At 67.1% G+C, this 24,593-nt stretch carries 26 protein-coding genes and 1 pseudogene; 20 read left to right on the forward strand and 7 right to left on the reverse strand.

Going from position 1 to position 24,593, the window contains the following annotated elements:
* Positions 1 to 13 precede the first annotated feature (13 nt).
* Positions 14 to 208, reverse strand: a complete 195-nt coding sequence (locus tag ACFPUZ_RS08865) for a DUF4177 domain-containing protein (RefSeq protein WP_085549097.1) — start codon at positions 206 to 208, stop codon at positions 14 to 16.
* A 23-nt stretch (positions 209 to 231) separates the two neighbouring features.
* Here ACFPUZ_RS08865 and ACFPUZ_RS08870 point away from each other — a divergent pair, with 23 nt between their 5' ends.
* Positions 232 to 879 (forward strand): MOSC domain-containing protein, encoded by a 648-nt coding sequence (locus ACFPUZ_RS08870; protein ID WP_377001564.1) that lies wholly within the window; start codon positions 232 to 234, stop codon positions 877 to 879.
* Positions 879 to 1,361, forward strand: coding sequence for a YbaN family protein (locus ACFPUZ_RS08875; RefSeq protein ID WP_377001565.1), 483 nt, complete (start codon positions 879 to 881; stop codon positions 1,359 to 1,361). The genes ACFPUZ_RS08870 and ACFPUZ_RS08875 overlap by 1 nt, the downstream gene beginning before the upstream one ends.
* Here the strand turns inward: ACFPUZ_RS08875 and ACFPUZ_RS08880 are convergent.
* Positions 1,330 to 1,578 (reverse strand): annotated as a pseudogene (locus tag ACFPUZ_RS08880) (Rieske (2Fe-2S) protein); the annotation flags it as partial. The gene ACFPUZ_RS08875 and the pseudogene ACFPUZ_RS08880 sit on opposite strands and share 32 nt — an antisense overlap.
* Here ACFPUZ_RS08880 and ACFPUZ_RS08885 point away from each other — a divergent pair.
* On the forward strand, positions 1,496 to 2,833 hold the full coding sequence (locus ACFPUZ_RS08885; protein ID WP_377001566.1) for an MFS transporter: 1,338 nt from the start codon (positions 1,496 to 1,498) through the stop codon (positions 2,831 to 2,833). The pseudogene ACFPUZ_RS08880 and the gene ACFPUZ_RS08885 sit on opposite strands and share 83 nt — an antisense overlap.
* Positions 2,834 to 2,845: 12 nt before the next feature.
* Here ACFPUZ_RS08885 and ACFPUZ_RS08890 read toward each other — a convergent pair whose 3' ends face one another.
* Entirely contained in the window at positions 2,846 to 4,078 is a 1,233-nt protein-coding gene (locus tag ACFPUZ_RS08890) for a dicarboxylate/amino acid:cation symporter (RefSeq protein ID WP_377001567.1), read from the reverse strand.
* Between the two features lie 68 nt (positions 4,079 to 4,146).
* Here ACFPUZ_RS08890 and ACFPUZ_RS08895 point away from each other — a divergent pair, with 68 nt between their 5' ends.
* The 15 genes from ACFPUZ_RS08895 (at position 4,147) to ACFPUZ_RS08965 (ending at position 18,408) form a co-directional block, all read left to right on the forward strand.
* Positions 4,147 to 4,584, forward strand: a complete 438-nt coding sequence (locus ACFPUZ_RS08895; protein WP_377001568.1) for an SdpI family protein — start codon at positions 4,147 to 4,149, stop codon at positions 4,582 to 4,584.
* A gap of 177 nt (positions 4,585 to 4,761) precedes the next feature.
* Positions 4,762 to 6,282 (forward strand): anthranilate synthase component 1, encoded by a 1,521-nt coding sequence (locus ACFPUZ_RS08900; RefSeq protein WP_377001569.1) that lies wholly within the window; start codon positions 4,762 to 4,764, stop codon positions 6,280 to 6,282.
* Positions 6,279 to 6,890 (forward strand): anthranilate synthase component II, encoded by a 612-nt coding sequence (locus ACFPUZ_RS08905; RefSeq protein ID WP_377001570.1) that lies wholly within the window; start codon positions 6,279 to 6,281, stop codon positions 6,888 to 6,890. Before ACFPUZ_RS08900 ends, ACFPUZ_RS08905 begins: the two co-directional genes overlap by 4 nt.
* Positions 6,887 to 7,915 (forward strand): anthranilate phosphoribosyltransferase, encoded by a 1,029-nt coding sequence (trpD, locus tag ACFPUZ_RS08910; RefSeq protein WP_377001571.1) that lies wholly within the window; start codon positions 6,887 to 6,889, stop codon positions 7,913 to 7,915. Before ACFPUZ_RS08905 ends, trpD begins: the two co-directional genes overlap by 4 nt.
* Entirely contained in the window at positions 7,902 to 9,314 is a 1,413-nt protein-coding gene (gene trpCF, locus ACFPUZ_RS08915; RefSeq protein WP_377002246.1) for a bifunctional indole-3-glycerol-phosphate synthase TrpC/phosphoribosylanthranilate isomerase TrpF, read from the forward strand. The genes trpD and trpCF overlap by 14 nt, the downstream gene beginning before the upstream one ends.
* Positions 9,311 to 10,528, forward strand: a complete 1,218-nt coding sequence (trpB, locus tag ACFPUZ_RS08920) for a tryptophan synthase subunit beta (protein WP_377001572.1) — start codon at positions 9,311 to 9,313, stop codon at positions 10,526 to 10,528. Before trpCF ends, trpB begins: the two co-directional genes overlap by 4 nt.
* Positions 10,525 to 11,346, forward strand: coding sequence for a tryptophan synthase subunit alpha (trpA, locus tag ACFPUZ_RS08925; RefSeq protein WP_377001573.1), 822 nt, complete (start codon positions 10,525 to 10,527; stop codon positions 11,344 to 11,346). Before trpB ends, trpA begins: the two co-directional genes overlap by 4 nt.
* A 112-nt stretch (positions 11,347 to 11,458) precedes the next feature.
* On the forward strand, positions 11,459 to 12,754 hold the full coding sequence (locus ACFPUZ_RS08930; RefSeq protein WP_377001574.1) for an HNH endonuclease signature motif containing protein: 1,296 nt from the start codon (positions 11,459 to 11,461) through the stop codon (positions 12,752 to 12,754).
* A gap of 40 nt (positions 12,755 to 12,794) precedes the next feature.
* Positions 12,795 to 13,610, forward strand: a complete 816-nt coding sequence (locus ACFPUZ_RS08935; RefSeq protein WP_377001575.1) for a MerR family transcriptional regulator — start codon at positions 12,795 to 12,797, stop codon at positions 13,608 to 13,610.
* Entirely contained in the window at positions 13,607 to 14,485 is an 879-nt protein-coding gene (locus tag ACFPUZ_RS08940) for an ABC transporter ATP-binding protein (protein WP_377001576.1), read from the forward strand. Before ACFPUZ_RS08935 ends, ACFPUZ_RS08940 begins: the two co-directional genes overlap by 4 nt.
* A 47-nt stretch (positions 14,486 to 14,532) precedes the next feature.
* The gene (locus ACFPUZ_RS08945; RefSeq protein WP_377001577.1) at positions 14,533 to 16,044 is read left to right on the forward strand and encodes a hypothetical protein; all 1,512 of its coding nucleotides are present in this window, start codon (positions 14,533 to 14,535) and stop codon (positions 16,042 to 16,044) included.
* 9 nt (positions 16,045 to 16,053) lie between these two features.
* Complete coding sequence (locus tag ACFPUZ_RS08950; protein WP_377001578.1) at positions 16,054 to 16,563, forward strand: hypothetical protein; 510 nt, start codon at positions 16,054 to 16,056, stop codon at positions 16,561 to 16,563.
* 139 nt (positions 16,564 to 16,702) lie between these two features.
* Positions 16,703 to 17,050, forward strand: a complete 348-nt coding sequence (locus ACFPUZ_RS08955) for a Rieske (2Fe-2S) protein (protein WP_377002247.1) — start codon at positions 16,703 to 16,705, stop codon at positions 17,048 to 17,050.
* Between the two features lie 27 nt (positions 17,051 to 17,077).
* Positions 17,078 to 18,061: a bile acid:sodium symporter family protein gene (locus ACFPUZ_RS08960; protein ID WP_377001579.1), complete on the forward strand. Its 984-nt coding sequence runs from the start codon at positions 17,078 to 17,080 to the stop codon at positions 18,059 to 18,061.
* A 26-nt stretch (positions 18,062 to 18,087) separates the two neighbouring features.
* Entirely contained in the window at positions 18,088 to 18,408 is a 321-nt protein-coding gene (locus ACFPUZ_RS08965) for a hypothetical protein (RefSeq protein ID WP_377001580.1), read from the forward strand.
* Here ACFPUZ_RS08965 and ACFPUZ_RS08970 read toward each other — a convergent pair.
* Genes ACFPUZ_RS08970 through ACFPUZ_RS08985 form a run of 4 tightly spaced genes read right to left on the reverse strand, consistent with a single transcriptional unit; the run spans position 18,405 to position 21,498 of the window.
* The gene (locus tag ACFPUZ_RS08970; protein WP_377001581.1) at positions 18,405 to 18,746 is read right to left on the reverse strand and encodes a branched-chain amino acid transporter permease; all 342 of its coding nucleotides are present in this window, start codon (positions 18,744 to 18,746) and stop codon (positions 18,405 to 18,407) included. The two genes, ACFPUZ_RS08965 and ACFPUZ_RS08970, sit on opposite strands and share 4 nt — an antisense overlap.
* On the reverse strand, positions 18,746 to 19,417 hold the full coding sequence (locus ACFPUZ_RS08975; protein WP_377001582.1) for an AzlC family ABC transporter permease: 672 nt from the start codon (positions 19,415 to 19,417) through the stop codon (positions 18,746 to 18,748). The genes ACFPUZ_RS08970 and ACFPUZ_RS08975 overlap by 1 nt, the downstream gene beginning before the upstream one ends.
* Positions 19,414 to 20,019 carry a YqgE/AlgH family protein gene (locus ACFPUZ_RS08980; protein ID WP_377001583.1) on the reverse strand — a complete coding sequence of 202 codons (606 nt, stop codon included), beginning with the start codon at positions 20,017 to 20,019 and terminating at the stop codon, positions 19,414 to 19,416. Before ACFPUZ_RS08980 ends, ACFPUZ_RS08975 begins: the two co-directional genes overlap by 4 nt.
* A 15-nt stretch (positions 20,020 to 20,034) precedes the next feature.
* A complete protein-coding gene (locus ACFPUZ_RS08985) occupies positions 20,035 to 21,498 on the reverse strand; it encodes a CCA tRNA nucleotidyltransferase (protein WP_377001584.1) in 1,464 nt (487 codons plus the stop codon).
* On the opposite strand from ACFPUZ_RS08985, the gene ACFPUZ_RS08990 reads away from it, so the two are divergent.
* Together ACFPUZ_RS08990 and ACFPUZ_RS08995 are read left to right on the forward strand one after the other, a co-directional pair.
* Entirely contained in the window at positions 21,405 to 22,244 is an 840-nt protein-coding gene (locus ACFPUZ_RS08990) for an NUDIX hydrolase (protein ID WP_377002248.1), read from the forward strand. The two genes, ACFPUZ_RS08985 and ACFPUZ_RS08990, sit on opposite strands and share 94 nt — an antisense overlap.
* Positions 22,241 to 24,580, forward strand: a complete 2,340-nt coding sequence (locus tag ACFPUZ_RS08995) for a hypothetical protein (protein WP_377001585.1) — start codon at positions 22,241 to 22,243, stop codon at positions 24,578 to 24,580. Before ACFPUZ_RS08990 ends, ACFPUZ_RS08995 begins: the two co-directional genes overlap by 4 nt.
* Positions 24,581 to 24,593 lie beyond the last annotated feature (13 nt).

The following is a 24,593-nucleotide window of genomic DNA, read 5'->3' on the forward strand; positions in this document are numbered from 1 at the left end:
CGGGTGGCATGGTTCAGGCCGGGCGCTCGAACACCACGATGAGGCCGTCCACACCGCCGGGTCCGACGCGGCCCTTGACGTCGACGGCCGTCATGGACTTGTACAACCACCCCTCGCGGGCGTGTTCGTTGAGGATCTTCTCCAGTTTCTTGCCCGAGAGCTTGCCTCCGATGAGGCCTTCCCGAATTTCGACGACCTTGTACTCCATGGCCCCCAGCCTAGACTGGCCCCATGAGTCCCATCGTCCTGTCGACCAACCTCGCCGTGCCGCGCCCGGACCCGGGTGGGGCGCCCCGGGTGAGTGGTATCGACAAGCAACCGGAACCCTTCATCGATGTGTTCACTCCGGGCCCCTCCTACGGCGATGGCCCCGGCGTCGTCGGTGACACCGTGGGGGACACCAAACACCACGGTGGTGCCCAGAAGGCGGTCTACGCCTTCGCCCGCGAGGAACTCGACCACTGGGAGGAGCGCCTCGATCGTGGACTGCCGGACGGCAGCTTCGGCGAGAATCTCACGACCCACGGCCTGGACCTCTCCGAGCTGCTAATCAACCAGCGGGTACTCATCGGCACCGCGGAGCTGGAGGTGTCCGTCCCGCGCCAACCGTGCCGCACCTTCGCCGGCTGGCTGCAGGAGAAAGGGTGGGTGCGCACATTCAGCGAACGCGGCCGATGCGGCGCGTATTTCCGCGTCGTCGTGCCCGGCCGGATCAGCGCCGGCGATGCCGTCGTGCTTCTCGACGCCCCCGCCCACGACATCACCATGCTCACCGCCTTCCGTGGCGCGCAGGGGGACAAGGAGGCGGCGGCCCGCATCGTGGAGGCCGGATGTCTGCCGCCGATGTACCACGAGCGCATGGTGTCGCTGGTCTCCTGATGTTGCGCCCGCTGCTTCTGCTCGTCGGTTGCCTCAGCCTGGCCCTCGGCGTGCTGGGCGTCTTCCTGCCCCTCCTGCCGACGACACCCTTCCTCCTGCTCAGCGCCTTCTGCTTCGCGCGCAGTTCGCAACGCCTGCACACCTACCTGGTCAACCACCGGGTGCTGGGGGAGTACATCAACAACTACAACAACCACACCATGACGCGGGCCCACAAGACACGCACCATCGTGCTGCTGTGGATCTCCATTGCGCTCTCCGCGGGCTACCTCGCCTGGTCGGGATACACCATCCCGGCGCTCATCCTGCCGCTCATCGCGGCCGGAGTCACCCTGCACATCGCTACCCTGCGGCGGGAAGACGGTAGATCCGGCCGCCCCGCACCTCAACCGGATACGTCACCATCTGCTTCCGCGCGGGATAGCGCACCGGATTCCCCGTCCGCAGGGACCACAGACCGTGGTGCAGCGGGCACTCAATGACCCCGTCCGCGTGACAGGTGCCTTCGGCGAGTGACCATCCGACGTGGGGGCAGCGATCCTCGATGAGGTGGACGTCGCCGTCGAGAAGCAGGGTGGAACCTGGGGCGATGTCGTCGAGATGAGCCAGTTCTCTCATGCGTGCCACGGTAGTGTCCTTGCTCATGCAGAGACGAGACGACCGCCGGGTCGTGGCCGCCACCACCATCGGAACCGCCATCGAGTGGTACGACTTCTTCCTCTACGCCGCTGTCGCCGGGCTGGTGTTCAACAAGGTGATGTTCGGTGATCTGGACCCGGGGATGGCGACGATCGTCAGTTTCCTCTCCGTGGGCCTGTCCTTCCTCTTCCGGCCCTTCGGTGCGGTGCTCGCGGGGCACTTCTCGGACCGTCTCGGCCGCAGAGTGGTGCTCATGGTGACGTTGCTGGCCATGGGCGGCGCGACGACGCTCATCGGCCTGGTGCCCACCTACGAGTCGATCGGCGTCGCCGCCCCGTTGCTGCTCATCCTCTTCCGCATCATCCAGGGCATTTCGGCCGGTGGGGAGTGGGGTTCGGCGGTGTTGCTGGCGGTGGAACATGCGCCCGTCGAGAAGCGAGGTCTGTTCGGGGCCGGGCCGCAGGCCGGGGCACCGGCCGGCCTGCTGTTGTCCTCCGGGATGCTGGCGCTGATGAGCATGATCGCCCCCGGAGATGCGTTCCTGGAGTGGGGCTGGCGCGTGCCGTTCCTGCTGTCCATCGGCCTGATGGTCCTCGGCTTCTGGATCCGGTCCGGGGTGGACGAGTCGCCGGTGTTCGCGGAGATCGCGGAGAAGAAGAACGTGGCCAACCCGCTGGGCGCGCTGCTGCGGAACCACTTCCCGGTGGTGTTCGTCGGGGCGCTGGTCTTCGCCGGCAACGGGGTCGTCGGCTACATGATCGCCGGCGGCTACGTGCAGAGCTGGGCCGTCAACGACCTCGGAAGAGAGCGTGTCGACGTCCTGTGGGCGGTCACCGGCGCCGCCGTCACGTGGCTCATCGCGGGGGTCCTGGCGGGCGGGATCTCCGACCGCATCGGCCGGCGGAACACCTACCTCGGGGGCTTCATCATCCAGGGCCTCGCCGCGGCGGCGCTGTTCCCGCTGGTGCAGAACGGGTGGCTGTGGCCCGCGATGCTGCTGCTCGGCGTGGGCCTCGGCGCCACGTACGGCCAACAGGCGGCGCTGTATGCGGAGCTGTTCCCGGCGTCGGTACGCGGCTCGGGGGCCTCGCTCACCTATGCGCTGGGCTCCATCCTGGGCGGGGCCTTCGCGCCGACGATCGCGGCGGCCGTGGTGCAGGCGACCGGCTCGACGCTGGGCGTCACCGCCTACCTGCTCGTGGCCACCCTCGTCGGGCTGCTCGCCGCGGCCGCCCTGCGCGACCGCACCGGCATCCCGCTGGGCCCCGAGCACGAGGCCGAACAGGGGCGGGGCCACTTCGTGCTGAGCCGGTAGGGGCCAGGCCGCCTACTTCTCGCCCAGGACGGCGGCCTCGAGATCGTCGTGCTCGTCGTCGGATCCGCGCGGGGGGATCTTGCCCTTGGCGTACTTGTTGATGATCATGGCGATCGCGCCGTCGCCCGTGACGTTTGCGGCGGTGCCGAAGGAGTCGACGGCGATGTAGGCGGCGATCATGAGGGCCACCTGGGAGTCGTCGAAGCCGAGCATGGTGGAGAGCAGGCCGACGGCGGCCATGATGGCGCCGCCCGGCACGCCCGGCGCGGCGATCATGGTGATGCCGAGCATGAGGAGGAAGCCGACGGCGAGGGCGGGGGAGACGTCGAGGTTCGCCATGTGGACGATGGCGAATGCGTAGAGCCCGATCTTCATCATCGAGCCCGCCAGGTGGATGGTGGCGCACAGGGGGATGACGAAGCCGGCGACGTTGACCTCGACGCGGTTGTTCAGCGTGGAGGCGTAGGTGACGGGGATGGTCGCCGCGGAGGAGGAGGTGCCCAGCGCGGTGGCGTAGGCGGGCAGCATGTTCTTGAAGGCCACGAAGGGGTTCTGCCCGGCGATGGCCCCGGCGACGCCGTACTGGAAGGCGATGAACACGAAGGTCATGCCGACGGACAGGGCGAGGACCTTGCCGAAGGCGATCATCGTGTCCATGAGGTTGCCGTTCATACCCAGCGAGAGGAACATTCCGAAGATGAACACCGGCAGGAGCGGGATGATGAAGGCGGTGATCACCTTCATGACCACCCGCTCGAGGTCACGGGAGCCCTGGTAGAGGGTGTCGGACTTGACGGCGGTCATCGCCAGGCCCACGGCGAAGGCCAGCAGGAGCGCGGTGAGCACCTCGAAGGGCGGGGTGATCTCGAGGGCGAAGTAGGGGGCGAGGCCGCCGTCGTCGATGTCGGAGACGGACACGGCCGCCTGGTCGGCGAGCAGCCACGGGTACACCGCGAGGGAGACGCCGTAGGCGAGGAAGCCGGAGAGGATGGTCGACAGGTAGGCGATGCCTGTGGTGATGCCGAGCCACTTGCCGGCGCCACGGCCCAGTCCGGCGATGGCCGGGGTGATGAGGGCGAAGATGAGCACCGGGACGAAGAATCCCAGGAACCCGCCGAAGAGGCTGTTGAACGTCACGAAGACGCGGGCCAACCAGTCAGGGAAGAAGAGGCTGCAGATGATGCCCAGGATGATCGCGACGATCACCCGGAACAGCAGCGAGGAGGAAAGTCGCTTGAGGTCCATGTCCGGAATCTACCGCGTCCAATTGTCCAGATAACGGTCGGCCCAGGGCAGGGGATAGACTCAGCCCCATGATCTTCCTCGCCATCGCCCTCCTCGTCGTCGCCGTCGCGCTCATTCTCTTCGGTGCGCTGTCCTGGGCGCGGAAGCTGCCGGGCAACTCGATTGTCGGGCTGCGGGTGCCTGAGGTGCGGAAATCCCCCGCGGCGTGGGAGGCCGCGCACGCCGCCGCCGGGCCCATCTGGACATTCGGTGGCGTGGCACTGTTCTTCGGCGCGATGCTCGCCTTCATCTCGGGTGGCTGGATGTGGATCTTCACCGCCGTGACGGTCCTCATCGCGCTCGTCGCCCTCTCCCTCGGCGCCAACGCCGGCGCCCGCATCGCCTCGCTTGCCGACGAAGCCCCGGCCGAGGCCGGCTGCGGGCAAGACTGCAACTGCGGGGCCCCCGCTCCAGAGGTGGATGTCGCCGCCCTGCGTCAGGCCGCCAGCGAGGCCGATAAGAATTGACATGCCTGTGCCACGGGGTTAACGTTTGTTCTTGTGAAGAACATGACGAACACCCAGTGGTGGTGGCGCGCGTAACGGCGTGCCACGTCTGTCTCTCCCGGCCCGCCTGCTTCTCTTCCGAAGCGCCGCGGGCCTTTTCTCTTGGTCGAGCCTGCGGCGCATAACCGAAAGGCCCGTATGAGCTCTCCGACCATCCACACCCGGGATGTCCGCTATCACGCGGACGCCTCCGGTCTGTTCGCCCATCTGGGTGGTTCCCTCCTGCTGGAATCGGCGGACATCACCACCAAGTCCGGTATCTCCTCCCTCGCCGTCCTGGCGTCCTCGGTGCGGCTGACCTGCACGGGGCACAGCGTCACGGCGGAGGCGGTGTCGGAATCGGGGGAGGTGATCGTCGAGAAGCTCAATGAGCAGCTCGCCGAGTACGGCCGCGACACGTTCACGTTCCCGCGGACGACGGCCGTCGATGAGCGCGAGCGCCTCACCGCGGTGAGCCCCGTGGAGCCGCTGCGGGCGCTGACGCGGGACGCCGGCTACCGCACCGACACGCTGCCCATGCTGGCCGGCGGCATCGCCTTCGACTTCCTGGAGACCTTCGAGGATCTCCCGCCGGTGGGGGAGGGGCGCAACACCTACCCGGACTACCAGTTCGAGCTGGCCGAGATCGTGCTCAGCATCAACCACGGCGAGCAGACCGCGCAGTTGACGGGGGTGTCCTTCGCCGGCGATCTGCAGGAGCGTATCGACGAGCTGGCCGCCATCATCGACGCCGCCGTCCCCACCTTCGAGGCGGAGCACCACCCGGAGGACGTACTGCAGGTCGAGGCGGACATCGACGACGCGACGTTCCGCGCCCACGTCGAGGACCTCAAAGGCAACATCCACAACGGGGACATCTACCAGGTGGTCCCGGCGCGCACCTTCAGCGCGCCCTGCCGGGACGCCTTCGCCGCCTACCGGCAGCTGCGGGAGACCAACCCGAGCCCCTACATGTTCTACCAGCGGGGAATCGGCACCAACGGGCGTCCCTTCGAACTCTTCGGGGCCTCCCCGGAGTCCAACCTCAAGTTCGATCCGGAGACCCGGGAGGTGCAGCTCTATCCCATCGCCGGGACCCGCCCGCGGGGCATGAACCCGGACGGCTCCATCAACGACGAGCTGGACATCCGCATGGAACTCGAGCTGCGTACCGACGCCAAGGAGATCGCCGAGCACACCATGCTCGTCGACCTCGCCCGCAACGACCTCGCCCGCGTCGCCGTGCCCGCCACCCGTCGGGTGGCCGACCTGCTGCAGGTGGACCGCTACTCCCGGGTCATGCACCTCGTGTCCCGGGTGACCGCCACCCTCGACCCCTCGCTCGACGCCCTCGACGCCTACCGGGCGTGCATGAACATGGGCACGCTGTCGGGGGCGCCGAAGATCCGGGCGATGGAGCTGCTGCGGGGCGTCGAGAAGCAGCGCCGCGGCTCCTACGGGGGCGCCGTCGGCTACATCAAGGGCGACGGCACCATGGACAACTGCATCGTCATCCGCTCGGCCTTCGTGCAGGACGGGGTGGCGTCGGTGCAGGCCGGCGCCGGGGTGGTGCGCGACTCGAACCCGCAGTCCGAGGCCGACGAGACCCTGCACAAGGCCTACGCCGTGCTCAACGCCATCGCGCTCGCCGCGGATTCCACCCTGGAGGTCATCCGATGACTCACATCGTGCTCGTCGACAACCACGACAGCTTCGTCTACAACCTCGTCGACGCCTTCGCCGGGTACCGCTGCACGGTCTTCCGCAACACGGTCTCCGTCGACGAGATCCTGGCCGCGGAGCCGGACCTCATCTGCCTCTCGCCCGGCCCGGGCTACCCGGCCGACGCCGGGAACATGATGGAGCTCATCGACCGCGTCCTGGGCACGATTCCGCTGCTGGGCATCTGCCTGGGCTTCCAGGCGCTCATCGAGCACCACGGCGGCACCGTCGAGCCCTGCGGGCCCGTGCACGGGGTCTCCGTGCCGATGACCCTCAGCGACGCCGGCCTGGCGTCCCCCGTCTTCGCCGGTCTCAGCGGCCACCCCGGCGAGGTCGGCCGCCTCGTCCCCGTCGCCCGCTACCACTCGCTGGGCTGCGTGGAAGCCCCGGCGGGAGTGACCACCCTGGCCACCACCGACACCGCCATCGGCGAGGTCATCATGGCCGCCTCCATGACGCAGGCACTCGGCCTGCAGTTCCACCCCGAGAGTGTGCTCAGCCCCTCCGGGCCCATCATCCTCCACCGCTGCGTGGAGCAGCTGCTCACCGAAAGGACCCCGCGATGACCCACCCCGACACACTGCAGACACTGCTGCGGTACCTGGACAACCCGGCCCCCAGCGTCGAGGAGGCCGTGGAGGTCTTCACCCCGATGACCATCGGCGACTACGACGACGTCCACATCGCGGCGCTGCTGGCGACCATCCGCACCCGCGGGGAGACCTTCGCGGACATCGCCGGCGCCGCGCGGGCCTTCCTCAACGCCGGCCGCCCCTTCCCGGTGACGGGCGAGGGCGTGCTCGACACCGCCGGCACGGGTGGCGACGGCGCCAACACCATCAACATCACCACCGGGGCCTCCCTGGTGGCCGCGGCCGGCGGGCTCAAGGTGGTCAAGCACGGCAACCGCTCGGTGTCCTCGAAGTCCGGTTCCGCCGACGTGCTCGAGGCCCTCAACATCCCGCTGGACCTTGACCCGGAGCGCGCGGTGCGGCAGTTCGAGGCCTCCAACTTCACCTTCCTCTTCGCCCCGGCCTACAACCCGGCGATCGCCCACGCGCAGCCGGTGCGCAAGGCGCTGAAGATCCCCACCCTGTTCAACGTCCTCGGCCCGCTGCTCTCCCCGGTGCGCCCGGAGTTCCAGATCATGGGCGTGGCCAACCCCGGACACGGCCAGATGCTGGCCGAGGTCTTCCGTGAGCTGGGCCGTTCCCGCGCCATGGTGGTCCACGGGGCCGGCACCGACGAGATCGCGGTCCACGGCACCACCACCGTGTGGGAGCTGCATGAGGACGGCTCCATCGAGCGCTACGAGGTGACGCCGGAGGAACTGGGCGTCGATACGTGCGCCCTGGACGACCTCCTCGGCGGGGACGGCAGCGAGAACGCCGCGCACATGCGCGCGATCTTCGACGGCAGCGGCCCGGCCGCGCACCGTCACGCCGTCGCCGTCAACGCCGGCGCCATGTTCTACCTCAATTCCCGCGCCGACAGCCTGCGCGAGGGCACCGAACTGGCCCTGCGCCTGCTGGAGGACGGTACGGTCCAGGAGTGGATCACCACTCATGAAGGGACTGATTACAGTGTCTGATCTGCCCACCGTTCTCGAGAGCATCGTCGAGGGACGCCGCGGCCACCTGCCGGAGATCCGTGAGCGCATCGCCCACGTCGACCTCTCCACGCTCACGCCCTCCACGCGTTCGCTGTACGACGCCCTCCGCCAGCGCGGGACGAACCGCTACATCATGGAGTGCAAGTCCGCCTCGCCCTCCCTCGGGATGATCCGCGAGCACTACGAGCCCGGCGCCATCGCCCGCGTGTACTCGCGTTATGCCTCCGGCATCTCCGTGCTCTGCGAGCCGGACCATTTCGGCGGCGACTACGACCACCTGGCCACCGTCGCCTCCACCACGCATCTGCCGGTGCTGTGCAAGGACTTCATCATCGATGAGATCCAGATCCACGCCGCCCGCTATTTCGGTGCCGACGCCATCCTGCTCATGCTCTCCGTCCTCAGCGACGAGGAGTACGAGGCGCTGAGCGCCGTCGCCGAGCACTATGCGCTGGACGTCCTCACCGAGGTCATCGACGAGGAGGAGACGGCCCGCGCCCTGCGCCTCGGCGCCCGGATCATCGGCGTCAACCACCGCAACCTCCACGATCTGTCCATTGACCTGGGCCGTTCCGCCCGTCTCGCGGCGCTGGTCCCGGAGGATGCCGTGGTAGTCTCCGAATCGGGGATCCGCAATGCCGCCACCGTGCGCCAGCTCGGCGGGCACTCCAACGCCTTCCTGGTCGGTTCCCAGCTCACCTCGCAGCCCGACATCGACCTCGCCGCGCGCGAGCTCGTGTACGGCCCCAACAAGGTCTGCGGGCTCACCACCTCGAACGCCGCGCAGGCCGCGGCAGCCGCCGGCGCCGTCTACGGCGGACTCATCTTCGAGGAGGATTCCCCGCGCAATGTTTCACGTGAAACAGCCGCGAAGATCATCGCCGACGAACCGGGCCTGCGCTACGTCGCCGTCTCCCGTCGCACCTCCGGCTTCGACGAGCTGCTTCTCGACGGCATCACCGCCCTCCAGATCCACGCTCCCTACCAGGGATCCCTCGAGGCGGAACGCGCCCTCATCGCCTCCGTTCCCGAAGGCGTCGAGGTGTGGCGCGCGATCTCCATGACCGGGCCGCAGGACGGCGGAGAGCTGGCCACGGCCCTCCTCGACGACGTGGACATGCTCGTCCTCGACGCCGGGGACGGCGGGACCGGAACCGGTTTCGACTGGTCGGCCATCCCGGACGTCGTCAAGCAGAAGTCCCTCCTGGCCGGGGGGCTGCACCCGGGCAATATCAATGCGGCCCTGGCCGTCGACTGCCTCGGCCTCGACCTCAATTCCGGCGTGGAGTACCCCGGGCAGCCCGGCCGCAAGGACTCCGGGGCGCTGCGCCGCGCCTTCGCCACCATCCGTACCTACCATCACGAGGACCGCTCATGACCTCCACACTCCTGCCGGCCTATTTCGGCGAATTCGGCGGACAGTTCGTCCCCGAGTCCCTCATTCCCGCGCTCGACCAGCTGGAGAAGGCCTTCGTCGATGCGCAGAACGACCCCTCCTTCCGCGCCGAACTCGCCGGCTACCTGCGCGATTACCTCGGCCGCCCCACCCCGCTCACCGAGTGCTCCAACCTTCCGCTGGAGGGCCCCGCGCGGATCTTCCTCAAGCGTGAGGACCTGGTCCACGGCGGTGCGCACAAGACCAACCAGGTCATCGGGCAGGCGCTGCTGGCCAAGCGCATGGGCAAGAAGCGCATCATCGCCGAGACGGGCGCCGGCCAGCACGGCACGGCCACGGCGCTGGCCTGCTCCTTGCTCGGGCTCGAATGCGTCGTCTACATGGGCGCCAAGGACGTCGAGCGCCAGCAGCCCAACGTGTTCCGCATGAAGCTCATGGGTGCCCAGGTGATCCCCGTCGACGCCGGTTCCGGCACCCTCAAGGACGCCGTCAACGAGGCGCTGCGCGACTGGACCGCCACCTTCCACGAGTCCCACTACCTGCTCGGCACCGCGGCGGGACCGCATCCCTTCCCGACCATCGTCCGGGAATTCCACCGCGTCATCTCCACGGAGGCCAAGGCGCAGATGATCGAGCGCACCGGCGGACTGCCGGACCTCGTCGTCGCCTGCGTCGGCGGCGGTTCCAACGCCATCGGCATGTTCGCCGACTTCATCGACGATGAGGGCGTGGAGCTGGTCGGAGCGGAGCCGGGCGGACTGGGCATCGACTCCGGCAAGCACGGCGCCACGATCAACAACGGCTCCATCGGCATCCTCCACGGGGCGCGCAGCTACCTCATGCGCAACGCCGACGGCCAGGTGGAGGAGTCCTACTCCATCTCCGCAGGTCTGGACTACCCGGGCGTCGGCCCGCAGCATGCGCACCTGCACCAGACGGGGCGCGCCACCTACGTGGGCATCACCGACGCGGAGGCTCTCGAGGCCTTCCAGCTGCTCTCGCTGCACGAGGGCATCATTCCGGCCCTGGAGTCCTCGCACGCCATGGCGTACGCGCTCAAGCGGGCGAAGACCGCCGAGCAGCCCATGACCATCCTCGTCTCCCTGTCGGGGCGCGGCGACAAGGACGTCGCGCACGTCCGGCGCGCCCTCGAGGAGAACCCTTCGCTCGTCCTCACCAAGGAGACACTGTCATGACCCGATACGAAGCCCTGTTCGAGGCCCTGCAGGCCCGCGGCGAGGGGGCGTTCGTCCCCTTCCTCATGCTCGGCGACCCCACTCCCGCCGACGCCCTGGAGATCGTGCGCACCGTCGTGGAAGCGGGTGCCGACGCCCTCGAGCTCGGCGTCCCCTTCTCCGACCCCGTCGCGGACGGCCCGACAATCCAGCGTTCCCACATCCGTGCGCTCGCCGGGGGAGTGACGGTCAACGACGCCCTCGAGCAGGTCCGCACCATCCGCGCCGAGTTCCCCGACCTGCCGATCGGCATGCTCATCTACGGCAATGTCCCCTTCACCCGCGGGCTGGACAACTTCTACCGGGAGTTCGCCGAGGCCGGGGCCGACTCCGTGCTCATTCCCGACGTCCCGGTCCGCGAGGGGGCGCCCTTCATCGCCGCCGCCGAGCGCGCAGGCATCGATCCAATCTTCATCGCCCCAGCTCAAGCCGCCGAACCCACCCTCGAGGGGGTGGCCGCGCACTCCCGCGGCTACATCTACGCCATCTCCCGCGACGGCGTCACGGGTACCGAGCGCGAGTCCTCCATCACCGGCCTGTCCGATGTGGTGGACAACGTCAAGCGCTTCGGCGGCCCGCCGATCCTCCTCGGCTTCGGCATCTCCTCGCCGCAGCACGTGGCCGACGCCATCGCCGCAGGAGCCTCCGGGGCCATCGCCGGGTCCGCGATCACCAGGATCATGGACAAACACATCGACGGCAACACCGTCACCGACATGGTCGCCCTCCAGGCGGAGCTCGGGGAGTTCGTGTCCGCCATGAAGGCCGCCACCCGCTGACCCCTGCTTCTCGACGCCCCCTCCGGATTAGTTTCCGGAGGGGGTTGTGCTTGTCGAATGACTGTTCTAGACTGGGGTACGAACAATGATTCGAATGGGGGAGGGGACAACGATGGACACCATTGAGTTCGACATGAACTCCATGGTCGAGCGGGAGCTGGCGAAGCTGCTCGGCCCGAAGAAGTTCTACTCGGTCAGCTCTCCATTCGAGCGCGCCTCCGTCGCCGGCCGGCGCATCCGGCAGGGTGACTTCGAGCTCTGGCAGTCCATGCTGCCCGATCTGGAGGATGACTACCAGGTCGTTATCGCCAACCTCAAGCGTCTCATGGGCAAGGGGGAGGGCTATCTCAGTTCCGCCCTGTACGCCCATGTGCGCATCAACGAGATGCCGCGGCTGAAGGCCCTGCAGGAGAGGATGTTCCATCTGGATCTGGAGCGCCTCAAGGCCATCGACGCCGTCATGTCCAAGGCTGATGTGTCGGACGAGGACATCCGGGATGTCATCGACGTGGAGTTGAGCGACTACCTCACTCCGACCCGCGCCAACCAGCTTCTCCCCAGCATCAATGACATCCGCAAGAAGCTCAACGCCATCATCCAGTCGCTCGATGACTCCATCTCGACCGATGATTCACCTCCTCGAGACGAGAAGGGAAGCTTCGACGTGACGTACCGCGAAAGCGATGCGTTCATCAACGTCCAGCTCGATCCGGTGGAGGCGAAGAAGATTGAGATGCGGGTGCGGAAGTACGCCAAGGCGCACAAGATCACCGAGGTCGAGGCCTTGCAGCAGCTCATCGCGGGGGAGGGCACCACCAACATCACGTTGAACGTCTATCAGGCCCATGACGTGGAAGGCGCTCCCGGCTGGATCCCCGGCCTGGGCTACATTCGTTCCTCCCAGGCGGACGACCTCGCCGCCGACGCCTCCGTGGTGCAGGACATGGATGAGCTCTACGACAAGGTGGCGGACACCTACGAAACTCCCGACGACATACGCGCGGTGGTCATCGGGTGGGACGGCACCTGCACGGATCCCTACTGCGACTGCCGCGAGGATCGCACCCAGATGGATCATCGCATCGACTACAAGGAGGGTGGGCCCACCACCGCCGCGAATCTCGGGCCCAAGTGTCCCACCCACCACAACGTCAAGACCGACGGCCGGTCGTTCTACATCATCGACCCCCACACGCGGGACAAGTACATCCTCTACGAGGACGGCACCTGGGTCCTGGTTGAGGCCAAGGGTCCATTGAGCCTCAAGGAGAGGCACTGGGTCCAGACAGTAGGGAAGCGGGTTCAGAACCGTCGCGAGCGAATCCGCTCCGAGTCCCAGGAGAAGAGGGAGGCTGAGAAGCTCAGCGAACCTCCGCCACCCGCGGACGACATACCGCCGCCTTTCTGACCCTTGACAGTGACGCCACGTCACAGTGCATGCTGAAGTCATGAGAATCAAGGAGCTCGCCGACCTCGTCGGTACGACCCCTCGGGCGATACGCCACTACCACCATGAGGGGTTACTCGACGTACCCCGCAATTCCGGCATCAGGCACTACTCGCTCGACCATGCAGTACGACTGGTACGAATTCGTCACTTGACGGAATCAGGCATGAGCCTGGCCACCATCCGCGAGCTGGTTCACGATCCGAATCTCGGCCTCGAAGATGAGATCCGCCTAGCTGAAGAAGCCATCGACGAGCAGATCGCAGAGTTGCACAGACAGAAGGCCCGCCTCAGAGAACTCAGGGAGCATCCGAGCTCAGACGGCGACCCGCTGCCATATGCCGTTCCGGAGAAGCTGGCACAGTTCTACGCACAGATTGGCTCCCGCCTGAGCGAAGAGGCGCAGCCCTACTTCCAGAAAGAGAAGCAAGCCATGGAGGTGGCACTCCGGATCCCGTTCGTCAGCCGACTCGTGGATGATTGGCTCCGCGACATCACACCGGAGCGCATCAGCGCAACGGTGGATATCTACCACCTGTTCGCCCGCCTGCCCCGCATGGAGCCGGAGGCGGCACGCCTCGAGTTTGATGAACACATGTCTCGCTTGCACTCCGTATTCGGTCCGAATTGGGGGATCCGCCAGCGGGACTGGAGGGGAGTCGTTCGACCGGTACTCATGACCCCCGGCGTCATGAGCCTGCTGACAAGCGCATACCAGCACCCCAACCAGAGGGAGTTCATCCGACTCTTCCTGGAACAGGCGGTAGAAATCTTCGAGAGCAATGTTTCACGTGAAACGAGGGGAGAGGCGTCATGAGCAAGGCAATCGTCGTTGAGGACCTGACGAAGACATTCGGCACTTTTCGCGCGCTCGACAACTTCAACCTCACGGTGGAGAGTGGCACCATTCACGGCTTCCTCGGGCCCAACGGTTCCGGCAAGTCCACCACCATCCGCATCCTCTTGGGAGTTCTCCACGCGACCGCCGGTACGGCGACAGTACTGGGTGAGGATCCGCGACGAAACCCAGCCGTACTGAAGCGCGTCGGCTATGTCCCCGGTGACGTATCCCTGTGGCCCGCCCTCACCGGACGGGAGGTCTTCCGCGCACTGGAATCATTGCGGGGAGTCGCCGTTGACCGCGATAGAGAGGCAGAACTCATCGAGGCCTTCAAGCTCGACCCGGACAAGAGAACGCGTGACTACTCCACAGGCAATCGTCGAAAAGTCAGCCTTGTTGCCGCGCTTTCCGTCGGGTCTGAACTGCTCATTCTCGACGAGCCCACCGCCGGCCTGGATCCACTCATGGAGCAGGTGTTCGTCGAGCAGATCCGCAAGGAAAGGGAGAGGGGAGCCACCGTCCTCCTTTCCAGCCACATCATGAGCGAGGTAGAGAAGCTCTGCGACTTTGTCACCATCATTCGGGATGGCCGGACGGCAGAGACAGGCAGCGTCGAGAAGCTTCGTCACCTCTCAGCCCACGAGATCACTGCCCGTGTTTCACGTGAAACATCTGCGCTGCGAGAGCTCCCTGAGGCCACCATCGCCAACGACATGTTTCGCGTGACGGTGTCGCGCGACCAAGTTCCTCATGTACTCCAGTTGGTGCTCGACGCCGGGGGAGAGGACATTACTTCCGCGCCGGCGAGTATCGAGGAGATGTTCCTGCAACACTACGGAGGCGAACAGTGATTGCGCTCAATCTCCGGCTGCGACGCAGCTTCCTTATCATCTGGTGCTTGTCCCTGTGGGCATATCTCGCAATCTTCCCGCCCGCCTACGAGAACTACTATCCCACTCCAGGGGATCGGGAGTCCTTCCTGCTCGGCATGCAGCGCAATGCCGGAATGACGGCCATGTGGGGGCCGGTTGAGGCCCCTGCCACGCTGGGTCAGATCGTCATGTGGGAGGCCGGCAGCATGATGACCATCCTCGGCTCCGTCATGGCGGTCCTGCTGTTGGTCGGGCTGCACCGAAGATCCGAAGCCACCGGTTTGACCGAACTACAACTATCGACAGGCATCAAACGCATGACCCCAGCGGCGGCTGCGATAGCCACAACCGGTCTCGCCGCAGCCATCGTGGGCGCCGGGAGCGCCGGAGTCTTAGCAGCATCGGGTCTCTATGTAGACGAGATGCCGCTTGAAGGGGCGTTGACATCGGGCGGAGTGATTGCGCTGACCATGTTCGGATCGGCCATGCTCGCGCAGCTTGTTCTGCTGCTGGTCCGTGACCCTGCAGCGCTTACCAGGACCGCTCTGATGACCGTTGCCGTCTCCTTTGTGGTGCGCTCACTGGCGGACTCCGAAGATCTCGGCTGGCTCAAATGGCTGTCGCCGCTGGGGTGGAAAACGCTCGTCGGGCCGTACGTGGCGGATGACTGGTACGCCCTCGGGATCCTGGCGGCGGTGTGTCTCGGGGCGGCCGGCCTGGGGCTGGCAGCAGAGCAGAGGCGGGAGTACGGCTCAGCCCTCATCCCTCTGCCAGCGTTCCTCCCGGTCCGGACACGCCGCATCCACGGACCGCTGCACCTGGCTGTGATGCTGAATCGCTCAACGATACTCACCTGGGCCATCGTGATCGGCGGCCTCACTGCGTTCTTCATCGCGCTCACTGGTTCGCTCAGCGAGTGGATGGAGGCCGAAGCAAACGTCGGCAAGATCTTCAAGGACATCTTCGGGGAGGGTGATATGAAGTCCGAGTTCATCGGATACATCCTCAAGCTGATGGGCATCCTCATCGCGACCATGGGCGTCCAGGTGATCGTGACGTACCGCAGTGGCGAAGTTGATCGAACGGTGGACCTGCAACGCTCCACCGGACTACGCCGCTGGATACCGCTCGCGGCCTCCAGCCTTGTCAGCATCGCCGGGCTACTGTTGGCCGTCATCGCAGCACTGGGCGGGGGAGCACTCGGGTTGTGGACTCAGGAGACGACGGTGGCCGGTGACTACAACTCCCTCGTACCGAGCACGTGGGGGCAACTGGCACCGGTACTCCTCCTCACGGGGGTCGCGATCGCCATTGTCGGTCTGGCCCCTCGCTTCACCCACCTCGCCTGGGCACCGGTCGTGGCATCGGCGGTGCTCACCCTCTTCGGGCCGGTGTTCAGCGCCCCGCAGTGGCTCATCAATCTCTCACCGTTCGAGTACAGCGACAGTCCCTGGAGCACACACCTCGCCATCGCTGCCGCCGCGATCGTGCTCATCGGGGCTGGATGGTGGGGGTCGCAGCGGAGGGAGATCCGCTAACCTCGAGGCATGCACGACAAGTTCGAGAAGGCAACGGGCCGCTCCATCGACGATTGGATGGAGTTCTTCGGAGACCCGCAGGAACTCAGTCATCAGGACCTGGCTCGGCTCGCCTCTGAAGGGGGAGCCTCCGAATGGTGGGCCCAGAGCATTGCTGTCGAGATCGAGCGCATGATCGGACGCCGGCAGATCGGCCAGACGGTGACGGGATCGATCGCCGCGAGCGCGAGCAAGACCGTCCCGGGGGAGTGGACGGAGGTGTTCGACAAGTTCGTCTCGTTCATGGAGAACAAACAGCTTGCCGACGCCCCGCGCATCACCGCCACGGACACTTGGCGGTACTGGCGCGCGGACCTCGAGGACGGATCGCAGGTCGCAGTCGACTGCTCAGAAGTGAAGGGGAAGACCCGGCTGAGCGCGAAGATCGACAAGCTTGCGTCGATGGAGAAGCGCGATCTCGCGAAAGAAAAATGGCGTGCACTGCTCAATGAGTTCGCCGAAACCCTACCGTCACAGTGACGTAACTCGGCGTGGGGTAATTACGTCAGAGTTAAGTCACACATAAAACTCAGCCAACCCATAGTAGGGCAAAACAATAGTGGCTTCCCCCAATTTTTGACATACTGCATGTATGACTGATTTCTCCTGCAACCGTCGCATGTTCCTGCTCGGCACGGCCACCACATTCGCCGGGGCCTTTCTGGCCGCCTGCGGCAGCGAGCCGCCAGTGGAGGTCGCGGTGGCGGACGTTCCGGTCGGCAGCGCCACCATTCTCGACGGCTTCATCATCGCCCAGCCCACGGAGGGCACCTACGTCGCATACTCGCAGACGTGTCCGCACCAGCGCAACCCGATCACGGAGGTGGAGGGGGACACCGTCCGGTGCACCTATCATGACTCCGTGTTCAACATCGCTGACGGCTCCGTCGTCTCCGGCGTCTCCCGGGACCCGCTCACCCCGGCAAAGGTGGTGCAGGGCGGCGGGACTCTCAGCGTCTCCGGATAGGCACAGCTCTATCGTAGAATTCAGGGCATGTTGTCCCTCCTCAAGCGGACTGACCCGCTCATACTCCTCATTATCGCGGCGGTGGTGGTGGCGATCGTGCTGCCGGCGCGCGGTGACTTCGCGGCGTGGTTCGCCACGGCGACCAATATCGCGATCGCCTTCCTCTTCTTCCTCTACGGCGCCCGACTCTCCACGCAGGAGGCGGTGAAGGGCCTCCTGCACTGGCGCCTGCATCTGCTCATCCTGGCGTTCACGTTCCTGGTGTTCCCGATCATCGGAGTGGCGCTCCGCCCCCTCAGCGGCCTGATAGGGGAGGGGATGTATCTGGGCATCCTCTTCATGACGCTCGTGCCGTCCACGGTGCAGTCCTCGGTGGCGTTCACGTCGATCGCGAAGGGCAACTACGCGGGCGCGATCGTGGCGGCGAGCGCCTCCAACCTGGCGGGAGTCTTCCTCACTCCGCTGCTGGTCATGCTGTTCATGTCGTCGGCCGGGACGATCCATGTGGATACGCAGGTGTTCATCGACATCGCCATCCTGCTGCTCCTTCCCTTCGTCCTCGGGCAGCTCCTGCGGAAGTGGGTAAAGGGCTTCGCGGCGAACAAGGCGACCAAGATCGTCGACCGCGGCTCGATCACCATGGTCGTCTACTCGGCGTTCTCGGCAGGCATGGTCGCCGGCGTGTGGTCCCAGGTCTCGGTGGGGCAGATCATCTTCCTCATCGTCTTCTCCATCATCCTGGTGGCCATCATGCTGTGGCTCACCCGCTTCGTCGCCGAACGTCTGGGCTTCAACGAGAAGGACATGAAGGCGATCCAGTTCTGCGGCACCAAGAAGTCTCTGGCCACCGGCCTCCCGATGGCGTCGGTCATCTTCGGCGGAGCCAGCATCGGACTCCTCATCCTGCCGCTCATGATCTTCCACCAGGTGCAGCTCATGATGTGCTCCTGGCTCGCCGCCCGTTACGCTCGTCAGGCGCCGCCGCGGAAGCCAGTGGTTCTGCAGTCCTGATTGCTTTTCGACGCCCGCCCCCTACGATGTTTCACGTGAAACAAATACACGTACGCATCGAGATGACCGTCCCGGGGGCGGGTTCCGTGATTCACGTGGCCGAGCTCTCGCCACTGGACGCGGACACCTGCGCCCTCCTGCGCATCATTGAACTCGACCCCTCCGAGACCATCCGCGGCGCCGCCACCCAGGACACCTCTGCCGGCATGGCCCAGGCCCCGAACCCGATCGTTCCCCACCCGGACTCCTACGCGGACTTCCCGGACATCTCCCACCGCAGCATCACACCCGAGGAGTTCGAGGGGCTGTGGGCGGAGGCAGTGGCCACCTTCCCGGAGATCTCCTAGAAGACGAGGTTGACCAACGCCATGTAGGCGAGGGTCCCACCGAGAATCGACACCCCGGCATCCCGCCGCCACGCATGCAGGGCCAGCGTCACCGCGACCCCACCCAGAGCGGCGGGAATCCCCCCGGGCGCCCCCTGCTGCCCGAAGAGCGTGTACACGACGAGGACCACCATCACGCCGACCGGCATCATGCGCCCGAGCAGGCCAAAGAACTCAATACCCTTCAGCACCGAGACGAAGGCGAAGGGCAGCCAGCGCAGCCCCACGGTGATGACACCGATGGGGATGAGCACCGCCATGACCTGGGTAAGAGTGACGCCCTCGGGAAGCCCGTACATCAGACCCTCCACTCCAGCAGGCGGTCGAGAGTGGGGAAGAGGTGGCGGGCCAGGAGCAGCAGGAAATAGGCGCTCAGCGCGATCATGAGCACCCCGCCGGACACCACCGCCAGGCCTCCGGAGATCAGCAGCAGGGACAGGTCCCGGTTGTTGCGGAACGTCTCCCACACCAGCACCACGAACAAGGCCACCAGCGCGAATTCCATGCCCTGGATGCCCGCGGGGATCACCACCCCCACCAGCGAGCCGACAATGCCGGAAAGCACCCACATCGACTGGCAGAACCCCTGAATCGTGAGCACCTGGACCCCACTGTCCGGATGCCGCGCCGAGGCGATGGCGTAGGACTCATCGGTGAGCGCATACGTGGAGTACGCCCGCCCCGGGCCGCTGCGCACGAGGTCACGCGGGAAGGTGAGGCCGTAGAAGAGGTGGCGGAAGTTCACCATGAACGCGGTGATCGCCGCCGACACCGGCCCGACACCCGCAGTCACCAGGTTGAGCGCCAGAAACTCCATGGACCCGGCGTAGATGAGCAGGGAGAAGATCGGGGCCCACCACCAGGCGAAACCCATCTGAGTCACCAACAGGCCGAAGGCCAGACCGAGGGGGATGAGCCCCAGCGCCACCGCCCAGGAATCCCGGATCCCCGCCCGGATCTGAGCAATCAATTGTCCGCCAGATCAGCCGGGAAGGTGGAGAACAGCGGCAGCGGCGCCTGCTGCCGGCGCATGACGTCGCCCCACAGGTCGGTGCGGCCAGGGACGATGACGTCGGTGGGCAGCGCCGGGGTGACGTACCAGTCGCCGCGCTCGATCTCACCGTCGAGCTGGCCGGGCGCCCATTCGGCGTAGCCGGCGAACAGGCGCATCCCCTCGACAAGATCGGCAATGTCGCCCGGTTCCGCCCGCAGATCGACGTGCGCCAGCCGGTTGGCCAGGCGGTTGAGCTGCGGGGCCTCCTCCATGTCGACGCCGGCCTTGGTCATCGCCAGGCCGACGACGGACTGCTGGTTGAGCGGCCCGCCGATGTAGAGGGCCTGCGGCTTCGCGACGGCGGGCAGCCAGTCAGGCATGACGTTGAACACCGCCAGGTCACTGCGGGAGGCCAGATTGACGCCGAAGGTGAGCTGCTCGTTGTGCTCGATGATGAGGACGACCGAGCGGTTGAACTCGTCGGAGTCCATCCCGGGGGCGGCGATGAGCAGCATGCCGGGGGCCGGCTCGTTGCGCTCGAGAGCGTTGAAGAGACGGTCGGCGTAGAAGTCTGACATGGCGACTACCTCCTGTTAACTCGTGCCCTGTGACTGTTCAGCTTCCCACCACGCACGGAGTTCTGCAATTGCAGCCTCCCGCTCGAGTGGACCGCGCTCGAGGCGCAGCTCCTTGAGGAAGGCCCACGCGCGCCCGACGACGGGACCGGCGGGCACCCCCAGGATCTGCATGATCTCGTTGCCGTCGAGATCCGGGCGGACGCGCGCGAGATCCTCGCGGGCGGCGATGTCCGCGATCCGCTCCTCCAGGTGATCGTAGGTACGCTGCAGCCGAGCGGCTTTGCGCTGGTTGCGGGTGGTGGAGTCGGCGCGCACCAGCTTGTGCAGGCGGGGGAGCAGCTCCCCGGCGTCGGTGACGTAGCGGCGCACGGCAGAATCGGTCCACTGACCCTCGCCGAAGCCGTAGAAGCGCATGTGCAGGTAGATGAGCTGGGAGACGTCGCCGATCACGTGCTTGGGGTACTTCAGGGCGCGCAGGCGGCGGCGCACCTTCTTCGCGCCGACGACCTCGTGGTGGTGGAAGGTGACGCGGCCGTCCTCGTTCCAGGCGCGGGTGTCGGGCTTGCCGCAGTCGTGCAGCAGCGCGGCCCAGCGGAGCACCAGGTCGGGGCCCTCCTGCTCCTGGTCGATGGCCTGGCGCAGGACCTGCATCGAGTGGGCGTAGACGTCCTTGTGCTGGTTGTGCTCGTCACGCATGTCGCGCATGGCCGGGATCTCGGGGAAGACGTATCCGGCGAGACCGGTATTGACCAGCAGGTTCATGCCCGCCCACGGGGCCTCGCCGAGCATGAGCTTGTCCAGTTCCACCTGGATGCGCTCGACGGTGATGCGCTCGATCTCGCCGGCCATGTCGCTCATCGCGGCCTTGACGCGCGGAGCAACCGAGAATCCGAGCTGGGAGACGAAGCGGGCGGCGCGGAGCATCCGCAGCGGGTCGTCGCGGAAGGAGATCTCGGGGGCGTCGGGGGTGTCCAGGCGGCGGGCGGCGAGATCCGCCAGCCCGCCGAGGGGGTCGTGGAAGCGGGCGGTGAGCTCGCCGCGGTCGTCGATAAGCATCTCGACGGCCATGGCGTTGACGCGGAAGTCACGGCGGATGAGATCGCCCTCGAGGGTGTCGCCGAACATGACGGCCGGGTTGCGGGAGACGCCGTCGTAGGTGTCGGAGCGGAAGGTGGTGATTTCGACCTGCTGGCCGCGGTGCACGGCGGAGACGGTGCCGAACTCGATGCCCGTGTCCCACACACTGCCGGCCCACGCCTCGAGGATGGGAGAGATGACGTCGGGGCGGGCGGGTGTGGTGAAGTCGAGATCGTTGCCCAGGCGACCGAGCAGCGCGTCGCGGACGGAGCCGCCGACGAGGTAGATGGGGAGTCCGCGCGACTGAAATTCAGCGACGAGGTCACCGACGGGCAGGCCGGCGATCGTGCGCTCAGCCTGCGCGAGCAGGGCCAGGGGGGTCAGGGGGTCGTCCGCGTTCACAACCAGCGAGTCTACCGACCACGGCATGGGAATTTCGAAAGGTCGACTCAGCGGATACGATCAGGGGGATGACTGAGAAAGATTCCCAGGGCCCCCAGCGTCGGCGTCGTCGCCGTTCGCGTCGTCGTGGTTCCGGAAATCAGACTCAACAGCAACCGGCGGGGGAGAAGCAGGAGCCGAAGAAGCGTCGGCGCCGCAATCCGCACCGGGTGCAGAAGACCCAGAAGCAGCAGCAGAACCGCATGGCCACCCGCGATGAGACGTCGGCGGGCGGGCTCGTCGTGTCCGGCCTCGCGGAGGCGGTCAACGATGCGGGCGAGGTCGATCTCTCCCGCATCTACGTCGCCCTCATCGGCCGCCTCGACCGGCGCGGTCGTCTGCTGTGGTCCATGCCCAAGGGGCATGTCGAGCCGGGGGAGGACCGGCGCGCCACCGCGGAGCGCGAGGTGTGGGAGGAGACCGGTGTCCACGGGGAGGCTTTCGCCGACCTCGGTGTCATTGACTACTGGTTCGTCTCCGAGGGCGTGCGCATCCACAAGACGGTGCACCACCACCTGCTGCGTTTCGTCGACGGCGACCTCAACGACGATGATCCCGAGGTGACCGAGGTCGCCTGGATCCCCGTCTCCGAGCTCATCGAGCATCTCGCCTACGCCGACGAACGCAAGCTGGCACGCACGGCGCATGATCTGCTGCCGGGCCTGGCACGGGAGGAGAAGGCCGCGGGAAGGGCGACCCCGCGGTGAGGCGTGTCATCGCCGTAGGGCTCGGCGTCCTCTGCTTATCGACGCCCGCCCACGCCGCCCCCACCCCCTATGATCCGGAGAACGCCGCCCAGTGGGTCAACCCCATGGCCCGCGCGTCGGAGAGCGGGGATCTCAGCGTCGACGTGACGCAGGTGCAGGCGGGGGAGTCGACGCGCGTGCACCTGAGCGTGGAGAATTCCGGCGCGGACAGCGCCTCGGTGACCCTGCAGACCCGACGCGGCGAGGCCACGTGGGATGTCGCCGGCGCCCGGCGCGCCCTGGCGCTCGGCCCGGAGGCCTATCCGTGGGCCGGACCCGAGGTGGAGCTGGAGCTGGCGGCGGGGGAGCGCACGGAGGTCACCCTCGACCTGTCGCCGGAGTTTCTGCCCGCGGGCACGTACCCGCTCATGTTCTCGGTGGGGGAGAATACCGAGCGGCTGCTGCTCACGGTGGCGGGCGAGCCGGACCCGGACACGCAGACGCCGGGTCTGACGATGCTGCTGCCGCTCACCGCGCCGCTGGACATCGCCCCCGGGGAGACCGGCGAGGCTCCGGAGGAGGCGCCCCTCATCCTCCAATCGGAGGAGCTGGCGGGGCAGCTGGCGCCGGAGGGGCGCCTCAGCGAACTGCTCGACACCTACGCTAGAGACACCCGCGGCACCTGCCTGGCCGTCGACCCGGCGCTGGTGGACACCGTGGCACGGATGTCGCGCGGCTACACGGTGGCCGAATCCCGCCCCTCGCTCATCACCACCCGGCAGCGTCTGCGCGACAGCTGGTTCCAGAACGAGGACCCCCACCGCGGGACCCCCGGCCGGGGTACCGCCGACGCCGCCGCCTGGCTGGAGAGGTTGCGCGGCGCCGGGTGCATCGTCCCCCTGCCCTGGGCCACCGCGGACCTCAACGCCGTCGCCCGCACGGAGGACGAGTGGCTCTTCCGCGAGGCCACCCAGCGCGGCACCGAGGTGATCCGGGAGGAACTGGCACTCGAGCCCCTCACCAACGTGGTCATCCCGCCGTCCGGCTACGTCACCGAACAGGCTGCGCCGTCGCTGGGGTGGGCGGACCAGTCCCTCCCGGTCGAGCAGGCCTGGGAGATGTCCGCGGCCACCCGCGCGCCGCGCAGCACCGGGGAGGAGGACAGCGCGCTGGAATCCACCGTCATCCCCGACCGTTCCGGATCCCCGGCCCCGCTCCGCCCGGTGCGGGTGCTCGTCGCCGACAACTCCGTGTGGGGGGTGCCCCGCAGCGGCACGCACGCGCACCTGGCGCCGGGGGTCACCGCGACCACCTTCTCCGCGCCGCTGGGCTCCCTGCTCGCCGCCACCGGCCCCGCCCCGCAGACCACCGGCTACTCCAACCCGGACTGGCGTTTCGACTACCAGCTGGACTCCGTCACCTCCCGCGCGGTCACCGCCGCCTCGGCGCTGCGCCTGGCGGTCGCCGAGCAGACGTTGCCGGGCCATTGGGCCCAGGCGCCGGAGCCCGTGCTCGCCGTCCCCGCCCCGCTTCTCGACGCCGCCACCGCCCGCACCCTCCTCAACACCGTCAGCGGACTCTACGACTCCGGGGCCGCCCGGCCCGTGTCCCTCGCGGAAGCGGTGACCGCGCCGGAGCTCGACCCGGTCGGCCCGCCGGCGGTGGGGGTCACGCGTTTCGGCAGCCCCTGGTCCGACCCGGCGGCGGTGAGCGACACGGAGGTGCTGCGCGCCGCCCAGCAGACCCGCTACACCGACGACCTCACTCGGATGATGGTCAACGATCCCGTCATCAACCTGCGCCGCTACGACTTCACGCTGCCCCTGCGCCGGGATGTGCTCATGGCGTTGAGTGGGGCGTCGAGAAGCTCGCTGAGCCTCAACCAGGAGGCGGTGGAGGCGACCAACCGGCGTCTCGACGCCAACCGGCAGACCCTGCAGGACCTGCGCGGGTCCGTGGCGTTGTTCCCGCCGGGGAACGTGTACACGCGGGCATCGGAAAGCTCTCCGCTGCTCATCGTGGCCGGCAACGGCCTGCCGCTGCCCGTGGACGCCGAGCTCGCCTACAGCGGACCGGAGGGGGCCGTGCTGTCCGCGCACGGGCCGGTGCACATCCCCGCGCACGGCTCGATCACGGTGCAGCTCACCGCCGACCTGCCCGAGGACGAGGACCAGTCGCAGCTGCAGCTGTGGCTGGCCACCCGCGACGGCTCGCCGATTTCCACGCCGGTGGAGATTACAGTGCAGACCAGGGCCGGTATCGTCGGCACCTACGGAATTGCCCTGCTCCTCGTGGTGGGGCTGTCTCTCGCACTGCTCTTCCGCGTCGGCCGTCATCGGCGACGCCAGCGCCCCTAGCCTGGAATGGAAC

The organism is Corynebacterium nasicanis, assembly GCF_042658165.1.
GTDB classification, from domain to species: Bacteria; Actinomycetota; Actinomycetes; order Mycobacteriales; family Mycobacteriaceae; genus Corynebacterium; species Corynebacterium nasicanis.

What these genes read in the sequence shown, in the direction of transcription:
- ACFPUZ_RS08895 (WP_377001568.1), top strand. Translation starts at nt 4,147, where the DNA reads ATGATCTTCCTCGCCATCGCCCTCCTCGTCGTCGCCGTCGCGCTCATT.
- ACFPUZ_RS08980 (WP_377001583.1), bottom strand. Translation starts at nt 20,019, where the DNA reads ATGTCAGACTTCTACGCCGACCGTCTCTTCAACGCTCTCGAGCGCAAC.
- ACFPUZ_RS08955 (WP_377002247.1), top strand. Translation starts at nt 16,703, where the DNA reads ATGTTCCTGCTCGGCACGGCCACCACATTCGCCGGGGCCTTTCTGGCC.
- ACFPUZ_RS08900 (WP_377001569.1), top strand. Translation starts at nt 4,762, where the DNA reads ATGAGCTCTCCGACCATCCACACCCGGGATGTCCGCTATCACGCGGAC.
- ACFPUZ_RS08965 (WP_377001580.1), top strand. Translation starts at nt 18,088, where the DNA reads ATGTTTCACGTGAAACAAATACACGTACGCATCGAGATGACCGTCCCG.
- ACFPUZ_RS08970 (WP_377001581.1), bottom strand. Translation starts at nt 18,746, where the DNA reads ATGTACGGGCTTCCCGAGGGCGTCACTCTTACCCAGGTCATGGCGGTG.
- ACFPUZ_RS08885 (WP_377001566.1), top strand. Translation starts at nt 1,496, where the DNA reads ATGCGTGCCACGGTAGTGTCCTTGCTCATGCAGAGACGAGACGACCGC.
- trpA (WP_377001573.1), top strand. Translation starts at nt 10,525, where the DNA reads ATGACCCGATACGAAGCCCTGTTCGAGGCCCTGCAGGCCCGCGGCGAG.
- ACFPUZ_RS08930 (WP_377001574.1), top strand. Translation starts at nt 11,459, where the DNA reads ATGGACACCATTGAGTTCGACATGAACTCCATGGTCGAGCGGGAGCTG.
- ACFPUZ_RS08890 (WP_377001567.1), bottom strand. Translation starts at nt 4,078, where the DNA reads ATGGACCTCAAGCGACTTTCCTCCTCGCTGCTGTTCCGGGTGATCGTC.
- ACFPUZ_RS08875 (WP_377001565.1), top strand. Translation starts at nt 879, where the DNA reads ATGTTGCGCCCGCTGCTTCTGCTCGTCGGTTGCCTCAGCCTGGCCCTC.
- ACFPUZ_RS08905 (WP_377001570.1), top strand. Translation starts at nt 6,279, where the DNA reads ATGACTCACATCGTGCTCGTCGACAACCACGACAGCTTCGTCTACAAC.
- ACFPUZ_RS08960 (WP_377001579.1), top strand. Translation starts at nt 17,078, where the DNA reads ATGTTGTCCCTCCTCAAGCGGACTGACCCGCTCATACTCCTCATTATC.
- ACFPUZ_RS08870 (WP_377001564.1), top strand. Translation starts at nt 232, where the DNA reads ATGAGTCCCATCGTCCTGTCGACCAACCTCGCCGTGCCGCGCCCGGAC.
- ACFPUZ_RS08950 (WP_377001578.1), top strand. Translation starts at nt 16,054, where the DNA reads ATGCACGACAAGTTCGAGAAGGCAACGGGCCGCTCCATCGACGATTGG.
- trpB (WP_377001572.1), top strand. Translation starts at nt 9,311, where the DNA reads ATGACCTCCACACTCCTGCCGGCCTATTTCGGCGAATTCGGCGGACAG.
- trpD (WP_377001571.1), top strand. Translation starts at nt 6,887, where the DNA reads ATGACCCACCCCGACACACTGCAGACACTGCTGCGGTACCTGGACAAC.
- ACFPUZ_RS08940 (WP_377001576.1), top strand. Translation starts at nt 13,607, where the DNA reads ATGAGCAAGGCAATCGTCGTTGAGGACCTGACGAAGACATTCGGCACT.
- ACFPUZ_RS08935 (WP_377001575.1), top strand. Translation starts at nt 12,795, where the DNA reads ATGAGAATCAAGGAGCTCGCCGACCTCGTCGGTACGACCCCTCGGGCG.
- ACFPUZ_RS08865 (WP_085549097.1), bottom strand. Translation starts at nt 208, where the DNA reads ATGGAGTACAAGGTCGTCGAAATTCGGGAAGGCCTCATCGGAGGCAAG.